The 19,940-nt window shown below is 60.3% G+C and carries 19 protein-coding genes and 1 pseudogene; 10 read left to right on the top strand and 10 right to left on the bottom strand.

Annotated elements, in window-relative coordinates; all coding sequences use genetic code 11:
- Nucleotides 1-24: 24 nt before the first annotated feature.
- Nucleotides 25-900 carry an AraC family transcriptional regulator gene (locus AACY19_RS09235; RefSeq protein WP_339449948.1) on the top strand — a complete coding sequence of 292 codons (876 nt, stop codon included), beginning with the start codon at nucleotides 25-27 and terminating at the stop codon, nucleotides 898-900.
- Between the two features lie 199 nt (nucleotides 901-1,099).
- Here AACY19_RS09235 and AACY19_RS09230 read toward each other — a convergent pair whose 3' ends face one another.
- The 6 genes from AACY19_RS09230 to AACY19_RS09205 all read right to left on the bottom strand — a co-directional run bounded on the left by AACY19_RS09230 (nucleotide 1,100) and on the right by AACY19_RS09205 (nucleotide 7,510).
- Nucleotides 1,100-3,529 (bottom strand): TonB-dependent siderophore receptor, encoded by a 2,430-nt coding sequence (locus AACY19_RS09230; protein ID WP_339449947.1) that lies wholly within the window; start codon nucleotides 3,527-3,529, stop codon nucleotides 1,100-1,102.
- Nucleotides 3,530-3,741: 212 nt separating this feature from the next.
- Nucleotides 3,742-4,731, bottom strand: a complete 990-nt coding sequence (locus tag AACY19_RS09225) for a FecR family protein (protein WP_339449946.1) — start codon at nucleotides 4,729-4,731, stop codon at nucleotides 3,742-3,744.
- Nucleotides 4,728-5,294, bottom strand: coding sequence for an RNA polymerase sigma factor (locus AACY19_RS09220; RefSeq protein WP_339449945.1), 567 nt, complete (start codon nucleotides 5,292-5,294; stop codon nucleotides 4,728-4,730). The genes AACY19_RS09225 and AACY19_RS09220 overlap by 4 nt, the downstream gene beginning before the upstream one ends.
- A gap of 1 nt (nucleotide 5,295) precedes the next feature.
- Nucleotides 5,296-5,622: a DUF3325 domain-containing protein gene (locus AACY19_RS09215; protein WP_339449944.1), complete on the bottom strand. Its 327-nt coding sequence runs from the start codon at nucleotides 5,620-5,622 to the stop codon at nucleotides 5,296-5,298.
- Nucleotides 5,622-7,208: a PepSY-associated TM helix domain-containing protein gene (locus AACY19_RS09210; RefSeq protein ID WP_339449943.1), complete on the bottom strand. Its 1,587-nt coding sequence runs from the start codon at nucleotides 7,206-7,208 to the stop codon at nucleotides 5,622-5,624. The genes AACY19_RS09215 and AACY19_RS09210 overlap by 1 nt, the downstream gene beginning before the upstream one ends.
- Nucleotides 7,205-7,510, bottom strand: a complete 306-nt coding sequence (locus AACY19_RS09205) for a DUF3649 domain-containing protein (RefSeq protein WP_339449942.1) — start codon at nucleotides 7,508-7,510, stop codon at nucleotides 7,205-7,207. The genes AACY19_RS09210 and AACY19_RS09205 overlap by 4 nt, the downstream gene beginning before the upstream one ends.
- A 191-nt stretch (nucleotides 7,511-7,701) precedes the next feature.
- Between AACY19_RS09205 and AACY19_RS09200 the strand changes: the two genes are divergently transcribed.
- The 5 genes from AACY19_RS09200 to AACY19_RS09180 all read left to right on the top strand — a co-directional run bounded on the left by AACY19_RS09200 (nucleotide 7,702) and on the right by AACY19_RS09180 (nucleotide 12,741).
- Nucleotides 7,702-8,190 (top strand): sigma-70 family RNA polymerase sigma factor, encoded by a 489-nt coding sequence (locus AACY19_RS09200; RefSeq protein WP_339449941.1) that lies wholly within the window; start codon nucleotides 7,702-7,704, stop codon nucleotides 8,188-8,190.
- Nucleotides 8,187-9,119, top strand: coding sequence for a FecR domain-containing protein (locus tag AACY19_RS09195; protein WP_339449940.1), 933 nt, complete (start codon nucleotides 8,187-8,189; stop codon nucleotides 9,117-9,119). The genes AACY19_RS09200 and AACY19_RS09195 overlap by 4 nt, the downstream gene beginning before the upstream one ends.
- A gap of 90 nt (nucleotides 9,120-9,209) precedes the next feature.
- Nucleotides 9,210-11,543, top strand: coding sequence for a TonB-dependent Fe(3+) dicitrate receptor FecA (gene fecA, locus AACY19_RS09190; RefSeq protein WP_339449939.1), 2,334 nt, complete (start codon nucleotides 9,210-9,212; stop codon nucleotides 11,541-11,543).
- A gap of 245 nt (nucleotides 11,544-11,788) precedes the next feature.
- Nucleotides 11,789-12,178, top strand: coding sequence for an endonuclease domain-containing protein (locus tag AACY19_RS09185; protein WP_339449938.1), 390 nt, complete (start codon nucleotides 11,789-11,791; stop codon nucleotides 12,176-12,178).
- Between the two features lie 194 nt (nucleotides 12,179-12,372).
- Nucleotides 12,373-12,741, top strand: coding sequence for an endonuclease domain-containing protein (locus AACY19_RS09180; RefSeq protein ID WP_339449937.1), 369 nt, complete (start codon nucleotides 12,373-12,375; stop codon nucleotides 12,739-12,741).
- Nucleotides 12,742-13,006: 265 nt separating this feature from the next.
- On the opposite strand, the gene AACY19_RS09175 is transcribed toward AACY19_RS09180, so the two are convergent.
- Both AACY19_RS09175 and AACY19_RS09170 read right to left on the bottom strand, forming a co-directional pair.
- The gene (locus AACY19_RS09175; RefSeq protein ID WP_339449936.1) at nucleotides 13,007-13,414 is read right to left on the bottom strand and encodes an HPF/RaiA family ribosome-associated protein; all 408 of its coding nucleotides are present in this window, start codon (nucleotides 13,412-13,414) and stop codon (nucleotides 13,007-13,009) included.
- Nucleotides 13,415-13,614: 200 nt separating this feature from the next.
- A complete protein-coding gene (locus AACY19_RS09170) occupies nucleotides 13,615-14,562 on the bottom strand; it encodes a LysR substrate-binding domain-containing protein (protein ID WP_339449935.1) in 948 nt (315 codons plus the stop codon).
- Nucleotides 14,563-14,697: 135 nt separating this feature from the next.
- Here AACY19_RS09170 and AACY19_RS09165 point away from each other — a divergent pair, with 135 nt between their 5' ends.
- Together AACY19_RS09165 and AACY19_RS09160 are read left to right on the top strand one after the other, a co-directional pair.
- Nucleotides 14,698-16,074: an L-serine ammonia-lyase gene (locus AACY19_RS09165; RefSeq protein WP_339449934.1), complete on the top strand. Its 1,377-nt coding sequence runs from the start codon at nucleotides 14,698-14,700 to the stop codon at nucleotides 16,072-16,074.
- A 271-nt stretch (nucleotides 16,075-16,345) separates the two neighbouring features.
- Nucleotides 16,346-16,663, top strand: a complete 318-nt coding sequence (locus AACY19_RS09160) for a DUF3509 domain-containing protein (RefSeq protein ID WP_339449933.1) — start codon at nucleotides 16,346-16,348, stop codon at nucleotides 16,661-16,663.
- On the opposite strand, the gene AACY19_RS09155 is transcribed toward AACY19_RS09160, so the two are convergent.
- Entirely contained in the window at nucleotides 16,660-17,160 is a 501-nt protein-coding gene (locus AACY19_RS09155) for a phosphate-starvation-inducible protein PsiE (RefSeq protein WP_339449932.1), read from the bottom strand. The two genes, AACY19_RS09160 and AACY19_RS09155, sit on opposite strands and share 4 nt — an antisense overlap.
- Nucleotides 17,161-17,499: 339 nt before the next feature.
- On the opposite strand from AACY19_RS09155, the pseudogene AACY19_RS09150 reads away from it, so the two are divergent.
- Nucleotides 17,500-17,754 (top strand): annotated as a pseudogene (locus AACY19_RS09150) (YebG family protein); the annotation flags it as partial.
- Between the two features lie 175 nt (nucleotides 17,755-17,929).
- On the opposite strand, the gene AACY19_RS09145 reads toward AACY19_RS09150, so the two are convergent.
- Nucleotides 17,930-18,949 (bottom strand): Glu/Leu/Phe/Val dehydrogenase family protein, encoded by a 1,020-nt coding sequence (locus AACY19_RS09145; protein ID WP_339449931.1) that lies wholly within the window; start codon nucleotides 18,947-18,949, stop codon nucleotides 17,930-17,932.
- A gap of 185 nt (nucleotides 18,950-19,134) precedes the next feature.
- Here AACY19_RS09145 and AACY19_RS09140 point away from each other — a divergent pair, with 185 nt between their 5' ends.
- On the top strand, nucleotides 19,135-19,938 hold the full coding sequence (locus AACY19_RS09140) for a SirB1 family protein (protein ID WP_339449930.1): 804 nt from the start codon (nucleotides 19,135-19,137) through the stop codon (nucleotides 19,936-19,938).
- Nucleotides 19,939-19,940: the final 2 nt, after the last annotated feature.

The following is a 19,940-nucleotide window of genomic DNA, read 5'->3' as shown; positions in this document are numbered from 1 at the left end:
GCAAGGCGTTGAAGAGAACCGACCATGGCCGCCATCAATACCCTGCAAGTCTTTCAAGCGTTAAACAGCTCGCCGAACGCACGTCTGGTGCACAGCGCCGAGCTCGGCGACGGCTTGTCTGCCGCGTTGTGGACCAATCACCACGATGCGCAGGATTACGACGCGCCAACCCACCACACGCTGTCCTGCTACATCGCCGGCGGCACGGGCACGTTTCGTCGCGATCAACCCGGGCAAAAAGGCGGGCCGGACAAACTGTGCATCCTGCCGGCCGATCATGAATCGGGCTGGGTGATCAACGGCGATATCCGTCTGGCGCACCTGTATTTCAGCGCCGAACAATTCGCCCTCGGTTGCGTGACGCTGCTGGATCGCGAACCCCGCGAGATGCAGCTGCGCGAGCAGACCTTTCTCGAAGACCCGCAACAGGCACAACGCTTCCGGCAACTGCTGACACTGAACTGGGACGAGCCCGCCGAACGTTTGCTGACCAGCAGCCTTGCCCATGAACTGATCAGCCACACCCTGCTCAGTCAGGTGGGCGCGCGTCAGGGTTTGCGTTTGAAGGGCGGATTGGCGCCACACCAGCGCCGGCAATTGGTGGAGTTCGTCGACAGTCAGTTGGCCGAGCCGATCAGTCTGGGGCAACTGGCCGGATTGTGCGCACTCTCGGAGTACCACTTCGCGCGGATGTTTCGCACCAGTTTCGGCCTGCCGCCGCATCAATACGTACTGGCGCGCCGCTTGAACCGGGCGCGTGAGTTGTTGCGCGGTACGGCGTTGCCACTGGGCGAGATTGCGCTGGCGTGCGGGTTTGCCAGTGCCAGTCATTTCACCAATCGGTTCAAGCAGGTTCTGGGCGGGACGCCGGGGGAGTATCGGCAGGCGTTTTTGCGGTGAACTTTTTCCCCTCACCCCAGCCCTCTCCCAGAGGGAGAGGGAGCCGACCGAGGTGTCTGGCGCTGTACGTCGACCTGAAAAATTGAATCGACTATGGATTCCAAGCATTACTTTCAGGTCGGTGTATCTCTCGAATATCCCACGGTCAGTCCCCTCTCCCCCCGGGAGAGGGTTAGGGTGAGGGGCTTTTGATCTTGCCTCAAAACTCCAGGGTGCTGGACAACGAAACCTGCCGCGCATCCCCCATCGACACAAAGAACCGGCTCGCCGCCGAGGTGTAGTACGTGCGATCAAACAGGTTTTTCACATTGAGCTGAAACTTGACCTTCTGCCCTTCGACTCTGGTGTCATACGTGGCAAACGCATCAGCCACGGTGTAGCTCGGCAGGTCGAAATCATTCACCGCGTTACCCGCCCGCTCACCGACATAGCGCGCACCGGCACCGACGCGCAGTTGATCGCCGCCGATCACGCTGCCGAAGTCATACACCGCCGACAATGAACCGGAGTTCTTCGCGACGTTTTGCAAACGCTTGCCTTTGTAGTCCGGGTCTTCAGTCACCTCGGCGTCGGTGTAGGCGTAGCTGCCGATCAGGCTCCAGCGGTCCGTCAGTTGACCGGTCAGGTCCATTTCCAGACCGCGCGAACGCACCTCACCGGCGGCGCTGTAGATCGTCGTCGGGCCTTCGGAATTGGCCACCAGCACGTTGCGTTTCCTGATGTCGAACAGCGCGATGTTGCCGGTGATTTGCCCCGGCATGTCGAGGCGCGCGCCCAACTCCCACGACTTGGCTTCTTCCGGCGCAATGCTGCCGTCGAGCACGGTGCTGCTGCCACTCAGCGGGGCGATGGTCGAGTTGGGCTTGAACGACTCGGTGTAGCTGCCGTAGAACGACAAGGCGTCGGTGTAGCGATACACCAGTCCGGCACGCGGTACCCATTTCTGGCCGTTGCTGTCGGTGTTGGCCTTGAACGGCACGCCTTTGCCGGCGTACTGGTCGTATTCCTGAAAGCGCCCACCGGCGACCAGAATCCATTGGTCAGTGAGATGAATCGAGTCCTGCATGAACACCGAATCGCTGCGCAGTTCATCGGTCTGTGCGCTGTCGGCCGCGCTGACGGTGGTGCCTTCGACTTCACGGCCATACACCGGATTGACGTAGCTGAAAGTGCTCAGGCTTTTCTGCCGGATCAGGTCAGCGCGGTAGATCTTGCGGTACTCGTCATCGACGCCAAACACCAGGTCATGCTGCATGCCCAACACGTTGACCTTGCCTTCAAGGCTGGCGGTGGTGAAGCGGTCGGTGCTGATCGCGTTTTGCGTGCCGTCCATGCTGCGGGTGAGCGTGCCTTTTTTGGTGTCGATGGCGGTCACGCGGACCTGGCTGGCGTCGTAGGTTTCACGGTTCCAGCTATAACCGAAGTGCGCCTTCCAGTCGTCGTTGAGTTCGTGATCGGCTTGGAAATGGTACAGATCCGAACGGCCTTCCATATCGTTGAACGGCTCATCAAGACGCTCGTTGCGCGAGATGTCCAAGGGGTGATTGGTGCGCGGATCGATCAACGTGCCACGGTCGAACGGGGTGAGAAATTCCCGGTGCTCGTAGGCGAACAACAGCTTGGTGCGCTCGCCATACCAGGCCAGTGACGGGGCGATCAGCGTCTCGCGGTGGGTGCCGAAATTGCGCCAGTAATCTTCGTCTTCGTGATCGAGCACCATGCGATAAGCCAGCCCGGAATCCCCCAGCGCGCCGGTGCTGTCGAAGGTGCCGCCGCTGCCATTCTTGCCGTCGCCGTAGGTCGAACCGCGCAGGGTCAGCGCGTTGTATGGCGTGAGTTCGGGCTGCTTGCTGACCAGGTTGACCACGCCGCCGGGGTCTTGAATGCCGTACAGCAGCGACGCCGGGCCCTTGAGCACTTCGACGCGGTCGACCGTGGCGTTCATGCCACGCCCCTGCACGATGGGCATGCCGTCGCGCATGATCGAGCCGTTACGGTTGTCGCCGAAGCCGCGGGTCATCACCGAGTCCTGAGTGCTGCCCAGCGTATTGCCCTGCGTGATGCCGCTGACGTTGGCCAGCGCATCATCGAGATTGCGCGGCGCCTGATCGCGGATGACCTGGGCCGGGATAACGTTGACGGTCTGCGGCACTTCCTGCAACGACGCCGAAGAACGCATCACCGAGCTGGTTTCCGGCGGCTGATAACTCATCGATTCGTCGCGCATCGACGTGATGGTGGTGGCGCCGAGATTCAGCGCGCCGGCGGTGGGTTGTGGTTCCAGTGCCAGGGTGTGGCTGTCAGTGCGGCGGAAGTTCAGGCCGGAACCGCTGAGCAGACGCCCCAGCGCCTGCTCAGCACTCATCTGGCCGTTGACGGCCGGTGCGGTGAGGCCGTAAGGCGCCTCATCGGTGTAGACCACGCTTTGCCCGGTCACCCGGCTGAAGTCATTCAGGGCCTGCGGCAGCGGTTTGGCCGCCAAGGCGAAATTGAACTGCTTTTGCGCCGCACTGCTGACCGGTTCAGCGGCCAGTGCCACGCTCAGCGGCAACAGTGCCAGCGCCGAAAAACTCAATGCCGAAACACTTAACCACTGTTTGACCGAACCGGATTTTGCCCTGGACTTCATTGCTCAATGACCTGTGTAGAACCGCTACGGATGCGAATGGCTCGCAGTTTCAGTCACTACACGGATGGGGCTTGGGTTTACCTCACCCCTAATCTGAAAATATTTTCTGGAAGGCTGTTGTCTGGGCGGACGCCTTCGCGAGCAAACTCGCTCCCACGGGGTATGCATTCCAGTCTGTGGGAGCAGGCTTGCTCGCGAAGAGGCCAGAAACCTCAACGCAAAATAATCAGATGCCCCAACACCTGATGCTGCTCAAACCCCAACACCCCTTGAAGAGAATTCAAAACAGCCTGCGGATCGTTGCTCGGAAAACTGCCACTGACCTTGCGCGCCGAGAGCTCGTCATTGAGCACCACAATCCGCCCCGGGTAATAGCGGCGCAGATCCTCCACCACGTCCGCCAGCGTCGACTTGTAGTAGGTCAGCCAGCCCTGGCGCCAGGCCAATTGGCCGTCACTGTCCACGGCATGGAGTTTTTCTGCCGATCCCTGACCGTAAGCCACTTGCTGCCCCGCCGTGAGAATCTGCTGTTGGCCTTGCCGATCAGCCTGCACTCCAACGCGCCCCGACAGCACTGTCACCTGCGCACCGTGAGGTTGCAGGCGCACTTCGAATTGCGTGCCAAGCACCCGCGCTTCACCCTGTTCTGCCGCGACCACAAAAGGCTCGCCGGTATGGCTGACGCTGAAGAAACCAGCACCTCGACGCAACTGCACATGCCGCTCGCCACGACTGAAATCCACGGCAATAGCACTGTCGGCATCAAGCGTGACTTGCGATTGATCGGCCAGTGTCACCGTGCGTATCTCACCGGGCGCCGAGACGTAATCAGCGCCCAGATCATCGACCCAACGCTGCGGCTGCCATCCGGTGCCGAGGCTGACCATCAGCAGCAGACACGCCGCCATCGCCAGCGCCCCGGACCAACGCAACAGCGCTGGACGACGCGGACGATCCATCGCATCGAGATAGCCCTGCAACGCCAGGGCCTCTTCATCGGCCAGGGTGCGCGCCGGGCCTTCGCTCAACTCCCAGAGCACCTGCGCCTGCGCGTAAGCCTCGGCATGGGCAGGATCGGCACGCAACCATTGGCTGAAGGTCAGTTGATCGCCGGCACTCGGTCGATCATGCAACAGGCTCAGCCAGGCCAGCGCGGCCTGTTCCTGAGCGGGTGTCGGGATGATGCAATCGGAAGGCTTCACGGTGCTTTCCCTGGCAGGCGTGGCGCGGGTTCGCGCAGGCTGGCCTTACAGGCCTCGAGGGCGCGCATCATATGTTTTTCCACGGCACTTTGGGACAGGCCCATCGCCTTGGCGATGTCCGCGTACTTGCGGCCGTGGATGCGGTTGAGCAGAAAGATCTGCCGGGTGCGTTCAGGCAACGCACGCAACGCCGCCTCGACATGCCGCAGGTCGTTGCCGGCCTCAAGTGCTGCTTGCGGCTCGCTGCCGTGGCTGTCCGGTTCGTCCGGTTGCCAGCCTTCGTTGACGCGGATGCGCGTGCCTTCACTGCGCAAATGATCAATGGCGATGTTGCCGGCGCAGCGCAACAGATAGGTGCTGAGTTCTTCAACCTGCACCAGAGGCCGGCGCCAGAAACGCAGAAACAGATCCTGCACCAGATCCGCCGCCGTCGCCCGGCAACCGACACGGCGGTTCACCAGCGCTTCCATTTGCGAACGCTGGGACAGAAATACCTGAAGAAAATGCGCACGCGCCCCGCGCGGCTCGTCGTCGCGGGATTCCGGCGGCAGACCGATCAGCACCTCAGCACTGCGCCCATGCCGCGACCGGGCTGGCCAACAGGCTCAATCCGGCCAGCGCCAAGGCCAGACGCGGGCGATACGGCAGCAACAGCACCAATGCCAAGGCGCTGAGCATCAGCACGGCGAACCAGTCGACCAGACCGAAGCTCCAGCCACTGGCCTTCACCGCTGCCCCGAGCGACAGGCCCAGCAACAGCCATCCGCCGATTTTCAGGCCCTGACGACGTCGCTCGGAAGGCTTCTGGCCGAGCAGATCATCGTGGTGCCGTGGCATCGACAGGCACAACCCGGTGAATCCGGCATAGGTGAGCAACAAAGGCAAAAGCATCAGTTCGCCCCCTGCTCAAGCGTGATCGGTCGGGGCTTTTCGCGCTGGGGCTTTTTGGCGCTGACGGTGTTGCCGGCACGCTGCATTTTCCTCGCAGCCCAGGCGAGGAAGAGACCTGTGGCGAGGCTCGTCAGGTCAAATCCGGCCAGTGTCCAATCGCCCTGCAGCAAGGTCACACCGAGGTTCCACGGCGTGGTCAGCGCATTGATCAGCGGCACGGCGACAAACAGCGCCGCACCCGACAAAAGCTGTTCGACCCAGGCTCTGCGCCCCGGACGCAACAGTGCATGCACCACGCTCAAACCCCAGGCGATAAAGAACGCATTCACTTCCCAATCCGCACGTCCGGCGAGGCTCACCGGCAACAGACGATTGGCCAGAAAGAACACCGCCACCGCAGACACCAGCCCGGCCATGCTGGCGATGTTCAGCACTTCCACCAGACGCAACTCGAACGGCATCACAGCGTTCCTGGCGTGTTTGAGTTGACGCTTGCCCAGCCAGATCACCAGCCCGGTGCCGATCATCGCCGTGCCGGCCAGACCGCAGATGAAATACAGCCAGCGCAACACCGGGCCGGCGAAGTGGCCCATGTGCAGACCATAGAACGCGCCGCCGACAGCCATCGCCACGGGTTGATCCGGTGTGCTGCCGAGCCGTTCGCCGGTGACGCCGTTGAAGGTCACGGCGCTGCCGAAATCATGCACCACGCGATCACCGGCACGTGACAGCACCACGCTGGCATTGGCGTCGCCCGGATTGTTCACGGACAGGCGTGCGGTGCCGCCACCCGACCATTGCTCGCGGGCCTTGGCCAAAAGCGGCGCCATGGGGGCCAGCGTTGCGCTCACGTTAGCCCGCTCGGGGGGCTTCGCGGCGGGAAATACTTCGTCGTAAAACGTGCGCACGTCGCTGCCGTAAGACGCGACGATGCTCGCCGGCATGACCATCGACATGAAAATCACCAGGCTGCTGTAAGTGATCATCAAGTGAAACGGCAGCACCAGCACGCCAACCGCGTTATGTCCGTCGAGCCAGGAGCGCTGGCCCTTGCGCGGGCGGAAGGTGAAGAAGTCCTTGAAGATTTTCTTGTGGGTGATGATTCCGGTGATCAGCGCGACGAACATCACCATCGCGGCGATGGTCGCCAGCCAGCGGCCCCACGGGTAAGGCATCTGCAATTGAAAGTGAAAGCGGTAGAAGAACTCGCCGCCCATGCTTTCACGGCCCTGCACTTCGGCGCCGGTTTGTGCGTCGAGGGTTTTCGATTCGAATCGTCCACGCTCGCCCGGATTGGCTGGCGCTGGCTGCCAGCGCACGGTCAGGCCGGGATCACGGGCATCGGGCAAATCGATCAGCCAGCGTGAGGCGCCAGCGGCGTGTTGCTGCAGATAATCCTGGGCCAGCGTCAGGCTTTTCTCGGCACTTACCGAGCGCGCAGGGATTTCCGGTTGCATCCAGTGGCTGATTTCATCTTTGAAGTACGCCAGCGTCCCGGTCAGAAAAATCGCGAACAGCAGCCAGCCGAACACTAACCCGGTCCACGTGTGCAGCCAGGCCATCGCCTGGCGGAAACCTTCTTTCATACCAAGCCCAATCCACGTGCTGCGCCGGAAATGGTTGCCAGGATCACGCTCGGCACCAGCAGACCGACCCACGCCGACCAGGCCGAGCGGCAAGCGAAGCACCACAGCACGGCGACCAGATAGACCAGAAAGGAAATGGTCATGCCGGTTACCACGGCTTCGGCGCGGCTCAGCGGCAACCACAACGTCAGGGTGACGCTGGCCAGCGCAGCCACCAGATAGCCGCCGAACACCGCTGCCAATACTCGCGAGGTGACAGCCAGACGGTAGGACATGGGAAGTGTGGCGAGTTTGCCTTTCATGTTTCGACCCTGAAACGAAAAACGTCCGGCCGAGAAGCCGAACTGATTGGCGAGCGAGTTTAATGATAAATATTCTCATATGCAAAAGCATCTGATTGCCGGCAACTGCCCCAAACCCCTACAATGCGAACCATTCTTGTTCTCTAACGCATACTCTCTACTGCGCAAACCAAGCGCCCGGAGTTCTCCCGTTGTCTGCCGCCCACCCTGTCGAATCGCTCTATCAGGCTCACCACCGCTGGCTGACTGGCTGGCTGCGGCGCAAACTCGGCTGCCCGGACAGCGCGGCAGATCTGGCGCAGGACACCTTCATCAAGGTACTGACTGCCCGCGAACCGCCGGTGATCATCGAGCCTCGTGCGTTCCTCACCACTCTCGCCAAACGCGTTCTGTTCAATCATTACCGCCGTCAGGATCTGGAGCGCGCCTACCTCGACACGCTGGCGCAGATGCCGGAAATGGTCGCGCCGTCGGAAGAAGACAAAGCGATCATCCTGCAAACCCTGATGGAGCTGGATGAGCTGCTCGATGGTTTGCCGCGCCAGGTCAAGCGCGTCTTTTTGCTGGCGCAGGTCGATGGCCTGACCTATCCACAGATCGCCGCCGAACTCGGTATCTCCGTGGCGACGGTCAAACGTCACCTGAACAAAGCGGCGATGCGCTGCTATTTCGCCCTATGAACCGCGCGCCGGATTTCTCTTCGCAAGTAGCCGAACAGGCTGTGCACTGGCTGATGGAAATGCAGCAAGGCGCCCTCACCCCGCGCCAGCAGCAGGCTTGGCAACAATGGCTGGACGCACACAGCGAACATCAGCGGGCGTGGGAACACATTCAGCGGGTCAATCAGCGCTTGCGCGGTGTGTCTTCACCGTTGGCACATGCGGCGCTGAACGGGCCGACGTCCGGTAGCCGTCGTCAGGCGCTCAAGCTGCTGCTGATTCTCGGTGCGGGCTCGGCCGCCACCTGGAGCATGCGCGAGCACAACCCGCTGCCGTCAATGCTCGCCGATTACCGCAGTCCGGTCGGGCAGCGGCGTAAAGTGGCGCTCGGTGCTGGCGATCAATTGCAACTCAACACCGCCAGTGCGGTGGATGTGGACACTTCGGCCCGACTGATTCAGTTGCTCGAAGGCGAAATCCTCCTGACTGCCGCGCAATCCTTCGAAGTGCGCACGGGGCAAGGCACTCTGAACACCCACGGTGCGCGCCTCAACGTGCGTCAGTTTGCCGACCGTACACAGGTCGCGCTGTTCGACGGCCGAGTCGAACTGAGCAGCAATGGACGCGCGCCAATGCGGCTGCCGGTTGCGCACGAATTGAGCTTCACCTCGACATCCGTCAGCGCAGCCATCCCCCTGACCGCCAACAGCGGCGCCTGGGCCGACGGCATGCTGGTCGCGGCGCACATGCGCCTCGGCGACTTCCTCGACGAACTCGGCCGCTACCGTCGCGGGCAGCTCAATTGCGATAAAACAGTCGCCGATCTGTTGATCTCCGGGACGTATCCGCTGGACGACAGCGAGCGGATTCTCGATCTGCTGGAAATCAGTTTGCCGGTGAAAGTGAAGCGCTTCACGCGTTACTGGGTGACCGTCGAAGCGCGGGTTTGAAATTTTTGCACAAAGAGTGAGCCGTTTTTCAGATCTGGCGTGACAGAGAAGGAAAGCCCCCTTGATTCAACCTTCTCAGGATCATCCGACATGCACCCCACCCGCCTCTCGCCACTGGCTCGCCGCCTGCGCAGTCTCGTCCTCGGCGCCAGCCTGAGTTTCAGCGCCGTGCCTGCCGTACTGGCGGCCGATACCAAGGCTTATCACATCGCGCCAGCGTCGCTGGAAAATGCCCTCAACCAGTTTGGTCGTGAAGCCGGCGTGCTGATTTCTTTCGGCTCGCAAGTGACCAGCGGCGTGCAAAGCCGTGGCCTGGAAGGCAGTTACACCCCTGAGCAAGGTTTGAATGCGTTACTCGAAGGCACCGGCCTGCAAGCGCGCGCCGAGGGCAATAATGCGTACAGCCTGCAACCGCGGGCTGATGCGGCCCTGGAACTGGACACCTCGAAAGTCGTCGGTGACTGGCTGGGCGATGCGGCGCAAATCAATGTGTTCGAACACCCCGGCGCCCGCGATGTGATCCGCCGCGAAGCATTTGAACGCCAGGGTGCGACTCAGGCTCGCGATGTGCTCAACCGTATCCCCGGCGTCAACGCTCCGGAAAACAACGGCACCGGCAGCCACGACATGGCCCTGAATTTCGGCATTCGGGGTTTGAACCCGCGTCTGGCGGCACGCTCGACCGTGTTGATGGACGGCATTCCCGTGCCGTTTGCGCCTTACGGTCAGCCGCAGTTGTCGTTCGCACCGATCAGCATGGGCAACATGGATGCGGTGGATGTCGTGCGTGGCGGCGGCGCCGTGCGTTACGGTCCGCAGAACGTCGGTGGCGTGGTCAACTTCGTCACCCGCGCGATTCCTGACGAGCCGACGGTCAAGGGCGGTTTCCAGACCGAGACCAGTCCGTCTTCGAGTCACGACGGCTTCAAGACCAGCGCCAATCTGTTGGCCGGCGGCACCCATGCCAACGGCCTTGGCGGCGCGTTGCTGTACTCCGGGACCCGAGGCGGCGACTGGCGCGAACACAGCGACACGGAAATCGACGACCTGATCCTCAAGGGCAAATACCAGCTCGACGAAGCCAACAGCTTCAACGCCATGGCCCAGTATTACGAGGGCAAAGCCGACATGCCGGGTGGTTTGAACGTTGCCGATTACGACGCCGATCCCTATCAGTCGACGCGGCCGAAAGACCAGTTCTGGGGCCGCCGCACCCTGTTCAACTTCGGCTATCGCTATCAGGAAGATCGTCGCGAGTTCACCGCTAACACCTTCTTCACCAAGACCCTGCGCAGCGGCTATCTGGATCAAGGCTCGTTCCTCTCGCTGTCGCCTCGCGAGTACTGGGTGCGCGGGCTGGAAACCCGTTTCGCCCAGGGCTTCGATCTCGGGCCGAGCAGCCACGAAGTGGGCGTCGGTTACCGCTACATCAACGAAGCCGGCCACGAACTGCGCTATCGCACGCCGATCAGCAGCAACGAATACCCGACCACCAACAGCCGCAACGACCGCGACACCCGCGGCGGCACCGAAGCCAATGCATTCTTCGTCGACGACCGCATCGACATCGGCAAATGGACGATCACCCCGGGCGTGCGCTACGAGATGATCGACTCGCAGCAGACCAACAACCTGACCAACGTCAAATACAAGGGCGACTACAACACCGCGCTGCCGGCGCTGAACGTGCTCTATCACCTGACCGACAGCTGGAACCTGTACGCCAACACCGAAGGTTCGTTCGGCAGCGTGCAGTACAGCCAGATGCCCAACCGCGTCAGCAGCGGCGAAGTAAAACCGGAAAAGGCCCGCACCTGGGAACTCGGCACACGCTATGACAACGGCGCATTGCGGGCGGAGATCGGTGCGTTCCTGATCAACTTCGACAACCAGTACGAAAGCAACCAGACCAATGACTCGGTGATCGCCCGTGGCGAAACCCGTCATCAGGGCATCGAGACCAGCGTCAACTACGCGCTGGATGACTTGAGCCCGGCGCTGAGCGGATTCGATGTCTACGCCACTTACGCCTATGTCGACGCGACCATCCGTGAAGACGGGCCGAACAAGGGCAATCGCGTGCCGTTCTCCTCGAAACACAAAGGCACGATTGGCGTCGGTTACACCGAAGGGCCGTGGAAGCTGAACCTCGACAGTAGCTTCCAGAGCGACCAGTTCGCCGACAACGCCAACACCTCGAAGGAAAGCGCCGACGGCAGCACCGGCAGGATTCCGGGTTACATGCTGTTCAGCAGCCGTGCAGGCTATGACTTCGGCCCGCAGTTGGCGGATCTGAATATCGCGGTGGGGGTGAAGAACATCTTCAACACGCAATACTTCACGCGCTCGTTTGATGACAACAACAAGGGTAAGTATGTCGGTGAGCCGCGGACGGTATATGTGCAAACTTCGGTCGCGTTCTGAAGATTGAAAAGCCCCTCACCCTAACCCTCTCCCAAAGGGAGAGGGGACTGATTGGGGGATGCTGGTGATTTTCGCCGACCTGAACGTACTGTGCCGAATCCATCATCGACTCGGTCTTTCAGGTCGGCGTATCACGCAAGACACCCCGGTCGGCCCCCTCTCCCTCCGGAAGAGGGCTACAGTGAGGGTCAGCGGGTCATGATCTACAGTCAAACTTCAAACCAACTTCACAAGGATCGTGAAGCATGCAAACCCGCCCCACCCTCGCCCGATTCGCCCGACAGTTACGCGTCAACCAGACCGATTGCGAACACCTGCTCTGGCAAAAGTTACGCTCACGCCAGATCGCCAATCTGAAATTTCGCCGACAGTTTCCCTGCCCGCCCTATGTGCTGGATTTTTACTGCGCTGAGCTGAAATTGGCGATCGAGCTGGACGGCGGTCAGCATTATGAAACGACGGGAGTGATTCATGATCAGCGCCGGACGCACTATCTGAAGCAAAAGGGCATTGAAGTCGTGCGGTTCAGTAATCTTGAAGTGATCCAGCAGATGAACGATGTGCTAGAGCAGATCATCAGAATTGCGGCGAATCGAAAAATGCCCTCACCCTCTCCCAGAGGGAAAGGGAACTGATTGCGGGATGCTTCAGACATTCATCGACCTGAACGTGCTGTGCCGAATCCATCATCGACTCGGTCTTTCAGGTCGGCGTATCACGCAAGACACCCCGGTCGGCCCCCTCTCCCTCCGGAAGAGGGCTACAGTGAGGGTCAGCGGGTCATGATCTACAGTCAAACTTCAAACCAACTTCACAAGGATCGTGAAGCATGCAAACCCGCCCCACCCTCGCCCGATTCGCCCGACAGTTACGCGTCAACCAGACCGATTGCGAACACCTGCTCTGGCAAAAGTTACGCTCACGCCAGATCGCCAATCTGAAATTTCGCCGACAGTTTCCCTGCCCGCCCTATGTGCTGGATTTTTACTGCGCTGAGCTGAAATTGGCGATCGAGCTGGACGGCGGTCAGCATTATGAAACGACGGGAGTGATTCATGATCAGCGCCGGACGCACTATCTGAAGCAAAAGGGCATTGAAGTCGTGCGGTTCAGTAATCTTGAAGTGATCCAGCAGATGAACGATGTGCTAGAGCAGATCATCAGAATTGCGGCGAATCGAAAAATGCCCTCACCCTAACCCTCTCCCAGAGGGAGAGGGAACTGATTGCGGGATGCTTCAGACATTCATCGACCTGAACGTGCTGTGCCGAATCCATCATCGACTCGGTCTTTCAGGTCGGCGTATCACGCAAGACACCTCGGTCGGCCCCCTCTCCCTCTGGGAGAGGGCTGGGGTGAGGGGCTGCTATCTCTTGCCACACCCAAAACCGTCCAGCCACACAAATAAAAACGGGCCTGCTTTCGCAGGCCCGCTCTTATTGGGTGGCTATAAAATCGGCGTATCAACTGTTGATCGCTGCCTGTTCATTCTCGTCAAACTCTTCCGCCAACAGCTTGTCATTGGCTTTGCCGGTGAATGGCACTATAGCGGCGCGTGGTTTACCTCGCAGTTTGCCGAACAGGTGTTCCAGTGCGTGCTCGAGTTTTTCGGCAGCACCATCGATTGCCTGTTCCAGCGAATCGGCTTTGTGGGTCACGGAAATCGGTTGATGGCCTTTTGGCCGCGCTTCCAGTTGGCAGCGCAAATCGTGGGGACCTGGTTTGTCACCGTTCTCGTCGCTCAGGTGGACTTCGACACGGGTCAGGTCTTCTTCATAACGGTCGAGCGTGCTCTCAATGGTTGTACGTACCCACTCCTCCAGTCGTTTACTGCCTTGAACATGGTTATCGCTGTTGACTTGGATTTGCATAGTTCATCCCTTATTTCAGCTAGCTCGCGAGGGGCCTTGAGTTGAATTTCCTGACCCCTTGGTTACAACAATCGGCCCGACCGGCGAACATTTCAACCCCTGAAAAAAGATAAATATTGATTAGCAAAAAAAGCCGGACAACCGGGTAAAGCGCTGGTAAGGTCGGGAGTTGGGTCGCCTCACCACCCTGCAAAATTTACTCACAGTTGCCCGTCATTCAGCGGGTGCAAGCCGCGAAAAATCGCCGCTTCCTCCACCAGCCAGTCATGCACCGCACGCACACCCGGATGGCTCAACGCCCCCGGCGCGTAAAGCAGCACGTAACGTTTGTGATTGGGCACCGAAAGTCCGAACGGCACGATCAACGCGCCCCGCTCCAGTTCATCGTTGAGCAAGGTGCGTCGGGCAATCGCTACGCCCATGCCGGCAATCGCCGCTTCAATGGTCAGGTGATTGCGATTGAAGGTATGCCCGCGCCGCACATCGGCGCCTTCAAAGCCAATTGCATTCAGATAGAACTCCCACTCCGCATATTCGTAGCTGCCACGCCAGGCCGTGATGTCGTGCAGCAAGGGGAAATGCACCAGATCCGCCGGGCCGTGCAGCGGTGGTCGCCCGCGCAGCAGGCTCGGTGCGCACACCGGGAAAATCTGCTCGTCGAGCAAGGCTGTGGATAACAACCCCGGGTAGCTGCCGTCATTCAGATCGATGGCCAGATCGAAATCACCTTCGTGCAACGGCACGCTGCTGTCTTCAGCCACCAAGCGCAACTGAATGTCCGGGAAACGTTGTTGCAGGCGCGGCAGGCGTGGCGTCAGCCACTTGCTGAGGAAGGATGGAATCGAACGCACGCGCAAGATCCCGCTGATCATGCCGGCATCGAGTCGGCGCAGTTCCGCATCAATGCTGCCGTAGGCCTCGTTGACAGTAATCGCCAGCCGCTGGCCCTCGGCACTCAACTCGACGCCCCGCGCTCGCCGGTGAAACAGGCGAAAACCGAGGCGCTCTTCAAGTTGGCGAATCTGTTGGCTGACCGCACCGGGGGTGATGTGCAGTTCTTCGGCGCAGCGCGTGAAGGACAGGTGCCGCGCAGCACAGGAAAACACCTGCAGCCAGACATAGGTCTGTGCATGCAATTGACGACTCATCGTTTAGTCCTGCTAAAGGCTGTCTTAGGAAGTTTCGTTGGTCACGTCGGACCGAGGCAGGCAGTATCGCCGACATTGCGCTTGTCCGACAAAAAATGGCAGCGATTCCTCCTCCATTGCTTGTAAGGGTTTAGCATGGCTATCAGTGTTTTCGATCTATTCAAAGTGGGCATCGGCCCGTCCAGCTCGCACACCGTGGGGCCCATGCGCGCTGCGGCGACCTTCGCCCAGGCCCTGATCGATCAACGTTTGCTCAACGACGTGCGCCGCGTGCAGATCCGCCTGTACGGCTCGCTGTCGGCTACCGGCGTAGGCCACGCGACTGACCGCGCCACGGTGATGGGACTGATGGGCGAATGGCCGGACAGCATCGATCCGTCGACCATCGATCCACGCATTCAGCAACTGCGCGAGACCGGCCAACTGTCACTCGCCGGCCAACGGTCGATTGCCTTCGACTGGCAAAGCGATCTTCTGCTGCTCGACGAGAGCCTGCCCTACCACCCCAACGCGATGTCGCTGACAGCCTTCGGCGAAGGCAGCGAACTGTTCGCGCAGACTTATTATTCGGTGGGTGGCGGATTCATCATTGAAGCGGCGCAAGCCGAGTCCGGCGTGGCCCCGGAGGGCGACGTGGTGCTGCCTTACGATTTTTCCAGCGCGGCGGAATTACTCGCGCTGTGCAAGAAACACGGTTTGCGCGTCTCCGAGCTGATGATGGCCAACGAACGCGCCTGGCGCAGTGACGACGAGATCCGTCAGGGCCTGTTGCATATCTGGTCGGTCATGCGTGAATGCGTCGAACAGGGCCTGAACCACGAAGGCATCCTGCCCGGCGGTCTGAATGTGCCGCGTCGTGCCGCGAAATTGCACCGCAGCCTGTTGGAAATCGGCAAGCCGAACGTGATCAGCTCAACCCTGTCGGCGATGGAATGGGTCAACCTGTTTGCCCTCGCCGTCAACGAGGAAAACGCCGCCGGCGGGCGCATGGTCACCGCGCCGACCAATGGTGCGGCCGGGATCATTCCGGCGGTGCTGCACTACTACATGAAATTCAATCCGGATGCGTCCGATGATGATGTCGTCGCGTTCTTCCTCGGCGCCGCTGCGGTAGGGATTCTGTGCAAGAAAAACGCTTCCATTTCCGGTGCCGAAGTCGGCTGTCAGGGCGAAGTCGGCTCCGCTTGTGCAATGGCCGCTGCGGGTCTGGCCGATGTCCTCGGCGCCACCCCGGAGCAACTGGAGAACGCCGCCGAAATCGGACTGGAACACAACCTTGGCCTGACCTGCGATCCGGTTGGCGGGCTGGTCCAGGTGCCTTGCATCGAACGCAACGCCATCGCAGCAGTGAAAGCAATCAACGCCACGCAAATGGCTTTGCGCGGCGACGGCAACCATTTCATCTCCCTAGACCGGGTAATCCGCACCATGCGTGACACCGGCGCCGACATGCACGACAAATACAAGGAAACCTCGCGGGGCGGTCTGGCCGTGAGTTGGGTCGAGTGCTGACTGCACTGTCAGCGACCATCGACCGGTTCCTGCCCTGAAACGAGCCACAAAAAAAGGCGAACCCTGAGGTTCGCCTTTTTTTATCGCCGTGTTCATTGTTCGACAATTTTTCCGGCATGTCCCTTGCTAACTCCCCTCCAGGTGCTGCCGAACGCAGTTCCAACGCAAAAGATTCGCGAGATGGCCACGGAATGGCCGATGGTCAGGTATGGCGAACCAACCCGATCATGGCCGGTCAACAACTGCACGTTCAATCAGGCGGTGACGCATCATGGACAATCCATTTCAGATCATTACCGATGCCTTTGCGCCGGATTATCAGATCAACCTGAGCATTCAGGGCCTCGACGGCAGCATTATGCTGACCCTGTCCAACGGCGGCCGCATCGTCGCCAAGCGGATGATCAGCAGCGAGCAGCGCAACGACCCCGCACGCCTCAAGCGTCTGGTGCAAAGCATTCAATTCGGCATCGCCATCGAGCAGGGCCACAGCGCCATGGCGATCCTCGAAGCAATGACCAGCGGCGACGGGCTCGCCCCGCCACCGCCTCAAGTGATCGGGCAGCCCGGACAGGCTGCCGGGCTTTAAAGCTCGCCCTTCTCGACGTCCGGATGCTCACCGGAACCCGTACCGATCTTGCGTTGCGGGTATTCGATCTTCACCGAAGGGAATTGTGACGAGGCATAACGCACCACCAGAATCGAGAACGCCAGCAGCAGAATCCCGCCGCAAAGGTAAATGATGCCCATGTCCGGCGGGTTGTGGTGCGAGACGTTGGAGATCAGCAGGCGGGTCAGCGCGGTGATCGCTACATAGATCAGAAAACGCACGGGCATGTGGTTGGTCTTGAAATAAATCCCGACCATCGCGCCCAGTTCCAGATAGATGAACAGCAACAGAATGTCATCGATCTTGATGTGCCCGACTTCGAGCATCCCGAGAAACTCCATCACCGCCGCCCACGCCGTCACCGCCCCGATGGCAAACAGCGCCAGATAGTGAAAGGTCTCGACGAACAGGTTGCCCAGGGACTCGGCCAGTTGATGCACGTTTTGCCGCAGTTTCTCGGCCCAGTTGATTTTCACGATGAAGTTCCTTAGCTCGAATGCGAGCGGATGATGCGTGTCGGACGTGACAGTTTTCTGCACACGCCTGTTTTCATGCAGAAACAGGGCCACGCCATCATGGCGAGCCGCCAGCAAACCCGCGCCGTGGCGTTTGGTCGCAGGCACCGGGTTTTGCACAATTCCTGCGGGAGCGAGGGTGCTTGCGAATGCAGACGACAAGGTCCATCTGACAAACCCGAAATCCGGTCTACATTGAAAAGCCACTACCCATGGCGCAGGGATTCGCTTATCCTTTTCGCTGTATATGGATACAGTAGTCGTCAAGACAACTTAATGTGAAGGCATGTGAGGTGGTGAATGGCCGTCGAAGTGGTATACCGCAGCAGCCGAGATCTGGAGCGCTTGTTCATGGATAAAGCCGAAGCTGACCGTCATGACAAAATGCTCGAACTGGCCGAATATCTGGCCGATGTGTTGCAGAAAGCCGTTCCGTCCCTGACCGAACAGCAAGTGGAAGAAGCCGGGATCTACATGGCGAAGAACCGCGATGTGTTCGCCCGCGCGTTCAAGAGCCAGCCTGATGCACTGTCGGAGCTGATCAATGCGCCGGCTGAACCGGTGGAGAACGTGGAAGTGGCGCAAGAAGGCGAAGCGCCGGTGAAGCCTGCCAAAGCGGCAAAGGCAGCCAAGTAACGACGCTTGAATCGAAAAGATCGCCGCTTCGGCAGCGCCTGCATTGGAAAGTGTATTTCCTGCAGGCACTGCCGAAGCGGCGATCTTTTGCGTTTCAACGATACAAAACCCTTTCCGCCAACTCATCCGCCACCCGTGCCGGCGAACGCTTTTCCGCCTGCGCATGGGCAAACACTTCCGTCAGCCGCGAACTGATTTTCGACAGATGGGCAGTAATCGTCGGCAATTCTTCGCCGCGATGTTTCAACGAAACATAAATCAGCCCGCCCGCATTGATCACATAATCCGGCGCATACAGAATCCCGCGCCGCTCCAGGTGATCCGCCACGTCCAGACGGGTCAGTTGATTGTTCGCTGAACCGGCCACCGCCGAGCAGCGCAGTTGCGTGACCGTGTGGCTGTTGAGTACACCGCCCAGGCCACACGGCGCGAGAATGTCGCATGGCGTGCTGAGCAACGCATCATTGGCAACCGGATGTGCGTTGAGCTGCTCCATCGCCAGTTGCACCTTGCCGTGATCGATGTCGCTGACCAGCAGTTCTGCGCCAGCAGCGTGCAATTGCTCGGCCAAGGCAAAACCGACATTGCCCAGGCCTTGAATGGCGATGCGCAAGCCTTCGAGGTTGTCGCTGCCCAGGCGCGCCATTGCCGTTGCACGAATGCCGGTGAACACCCCCATCGCCGCATGCGGTGCCGGGTCGCCCGCCGAGGTGGTGCTGGTGACATGCCGGGTCTGCTGGGCGATGCAATCCATGTCCGCCACCGACGTGCCGCTGTCGAGGGCGGTGATGTAGCGGCCATCGAGCTGATCGATGCAACGCCCGAACGCTTCGAACAGCGCGCCACGATTTTCGACATGGGCCGGGCGCACGATCACCGCGACCCCGCCGCCCTGCTCCAGCCCCGCCAGCGCTGCTTTGTAGCTCATGCCTTGGGCGAGACGGATAGCGTCTTCGATGGCGGATTCGTCATTGGGGTAGGCAAGATAACGACATCCGCCCAGGGCTGGCCCGAGGCGACTGTTATGAATGGCAATGACCGCCTTCAACCCGGAAACCGGGTCAACGCTAAGGTGCAGCGATTCCAGGCGAGTGCTTTGCATGAGAGCAAACATCGACGGGCTCCCGAATCACTTCTTGTAGAACGCCAGTATAGGCTTGCGCCTGAAAATTGCTGGAGCACACCGGAATAAGCGGCGCTGCGGACGACAGCTTTGCGCTATATCCGTGAGGCCAAAAGCCGGGGCACTGGACGAATCACGCGCACGGGGCTAAAACGAGGCATTCCACGGAGATTTCGATGAGTCCGCGCCAACGCTTTTTCGAGTGTCTGCACCGTTCGCCGCCTGCGCTGTTCGAAGCTGCGCTGTGGATGGCTGCCGAGCACGAAAAAGCCGTTGACCCAGTGGCGTTGTTGCAGGATTTCAAGGAACTGCAACAACGGGTCAGTTATGGCTTGCCGATGCTGCCGGTCAACGAACTGGCGCAGCCGCTGTTGCGACGCATGACTGAACTGGGTTTTGCCCAGGACGATTTTCTGCCGCTGCGACCGCAGGCGGCGCTGCTGCCCAAAGTGCTGCAAACCCGTCGCGGTCAGCCATTGGCTCTGGCGCTGATCGCCCTGGAGCTGGCCCGTGGCCTGGAGATTCCTCTGGTCGGGGTCAACTTTCCGGGGCATTTTCTGTTGCGCGTGCCCGGCGCCGATCACTTGCTTGACCCGTGCGGCGGGCGCCGTCTGTATCCCAACGATTGTCGCGAGCTGCTGCAGCGTCAATACGGGCCAAACATGAAGCTCAACGCCGATCATTTGCTGACCGCTACCCCGCAGCAGATGCTTCAGCGCCTGTCGCGCAATTTGCGTCAGTTGCACCTGACCCACGACGACTTTATCGCCGCGCTGGTCGACGCCGAACGCGTACTCGAACTGGGCGACGCCGGGGCCGCCGACTACCTGGCCCGCGCCAGCCTGTATCAGCGGCTGGACTGCCCGAATGCCGAGCGTTTTGATCTCGAACATGCGCTATTGCTCAGCGACGATCCAATCCAGCGCCTGCGCCTGACCGAACGCCTCGGCCATCTCCCGCCCAGCTCGGTGGTCCATTAAAA

The organism is Pseudomonas sp. EA_5y_Pfl2_R50, from assembly GCF_963970475.1.
Classification (GTDB): domain Bacteria; phylum Pseudomonadota; class Gammaproteobacteria; order Pseudomonadales; family Pseudomonadaceae; genus Aquipseudomonas.
Note: the sequence above shows the minus strand (reverse complement) of the source record. Positions and strands in the feature narration are given on the sequence as shown.

What these genes read in the sequence shown, in the direction of transcription:
- AACY19_RS09235 (WP_339449948.1), top strand. Translation starts at nt 25, where the DNA reads ATGGCCGCCATCAATACCCTGCAAGTCTTTCAAGCGTTAAACAGCTCG.
- AACY19_RS09230 (WP_339449947.1), bottom strand. Translation starts at nt 3,529, where the DNA reads ATGAAGTCCAGGGCAAAATCCGGTTCGGTCAAACAGTGGTTAAGTGTT.
- AACY19_RS09215 (WP_339449944.1), bottom strand. Translation starts at nt 5,622, where the DNA reads ATGCTTTTGCCTTTGTTGCTCACCTATGCCGGATTCACCGGGTTGTGC.
- AACY19_RS09210 (WP_339449943.1), bottom strand. Translation starts at nt 7,208, where the DNA reads ATGAAAGAAGGTTTCCGCCAGGCGATGGCCTGGCTGCACACGTGGACC.
- AACY19_RS09205 (WP_339449942.1), bottom strand. Translation starts at nt 7,510, where the DNA reads ATGAAAGGCAAACTCGCCACACTTCCCATGTCCTACCGTCTGGCTGTC.
- AACY19_RS09195 (WP_339449940.1), top strand. Translation starts at nt 8,187, where the DNA reads ATGAACCGCGCGCCGGATTTCTCTTCGCAAGTAGCCGAACAGGCTGTG.
- fecA (WP_339449939.1), top strand. Translation starts at nt 9,210, where the DNA reads ATGCACCCCACCCGCCTCTCGCCACTGGCTCGCCGCCTGCGCAGTCTC.
- AACY19_RS09185 (WP_339449938.1), top strand. Translation starts at nt 11,789, where the DNA reads ATGCAAACCCGCCCCACCCTCGCCCGATTCGCCCGACAGTTACGCGTC.
- AACY19_RS09180 (WP_339449937.1), top strand. Translation starts at nt 12,373, where the DNA reads ATGCAAACCCGCCCCACCCTCGCCCGATTCGCCCGACAGTTACGCGTC.
- AACY19_RS09175 (WP_339449936.1), bottom strand. Translation starts at nt 13,414, where the DNA reads ATGCAAATCCAAGTCAACAGCGATAACCATGTTCAAGGCAGTAAACGA.
- AACY19_RS09170 (WP_339449935.1), bottom strand. Translation starts at nt 14,562, where the DNA reads ATGAGTCGTCAATTGCATGCACAGACCTATGTCTGGCTGCAGGTGTTT.
- AACY19_RS09165 (WP_339449934.1), top strand. Translation starts at nt 14,698, where the DNA reads ATGGCTATCAGTGTTTTCGATCTATTCAAAGTGGGCATCGGCCCGTCC.
- AACY19_RS09160 (WP_339449933.1), top strand. Translation starts at nt 16,346, where the DNA reads ATGGACAATCCATTTCAGATCATTACCGATGCCTTTGCGCCGGATTAT.
- AACY19_RS09145 (WP_339449931.1), bottom strand. Translation starts at nt 18,949, where the DNA reads ATGTTTGCTCTCATGCAAAGCACTCGCCTGGAATCGCTGCACCTTAGC.
- AACY19_RS09140 (WP_339449930.1), top strand. Translation starts at nt 19,135, where the DNA reads ATGAGTCCGCGCCAACGCTTTTTCGAGTGTCTGCACCGTTCGCCGCCT.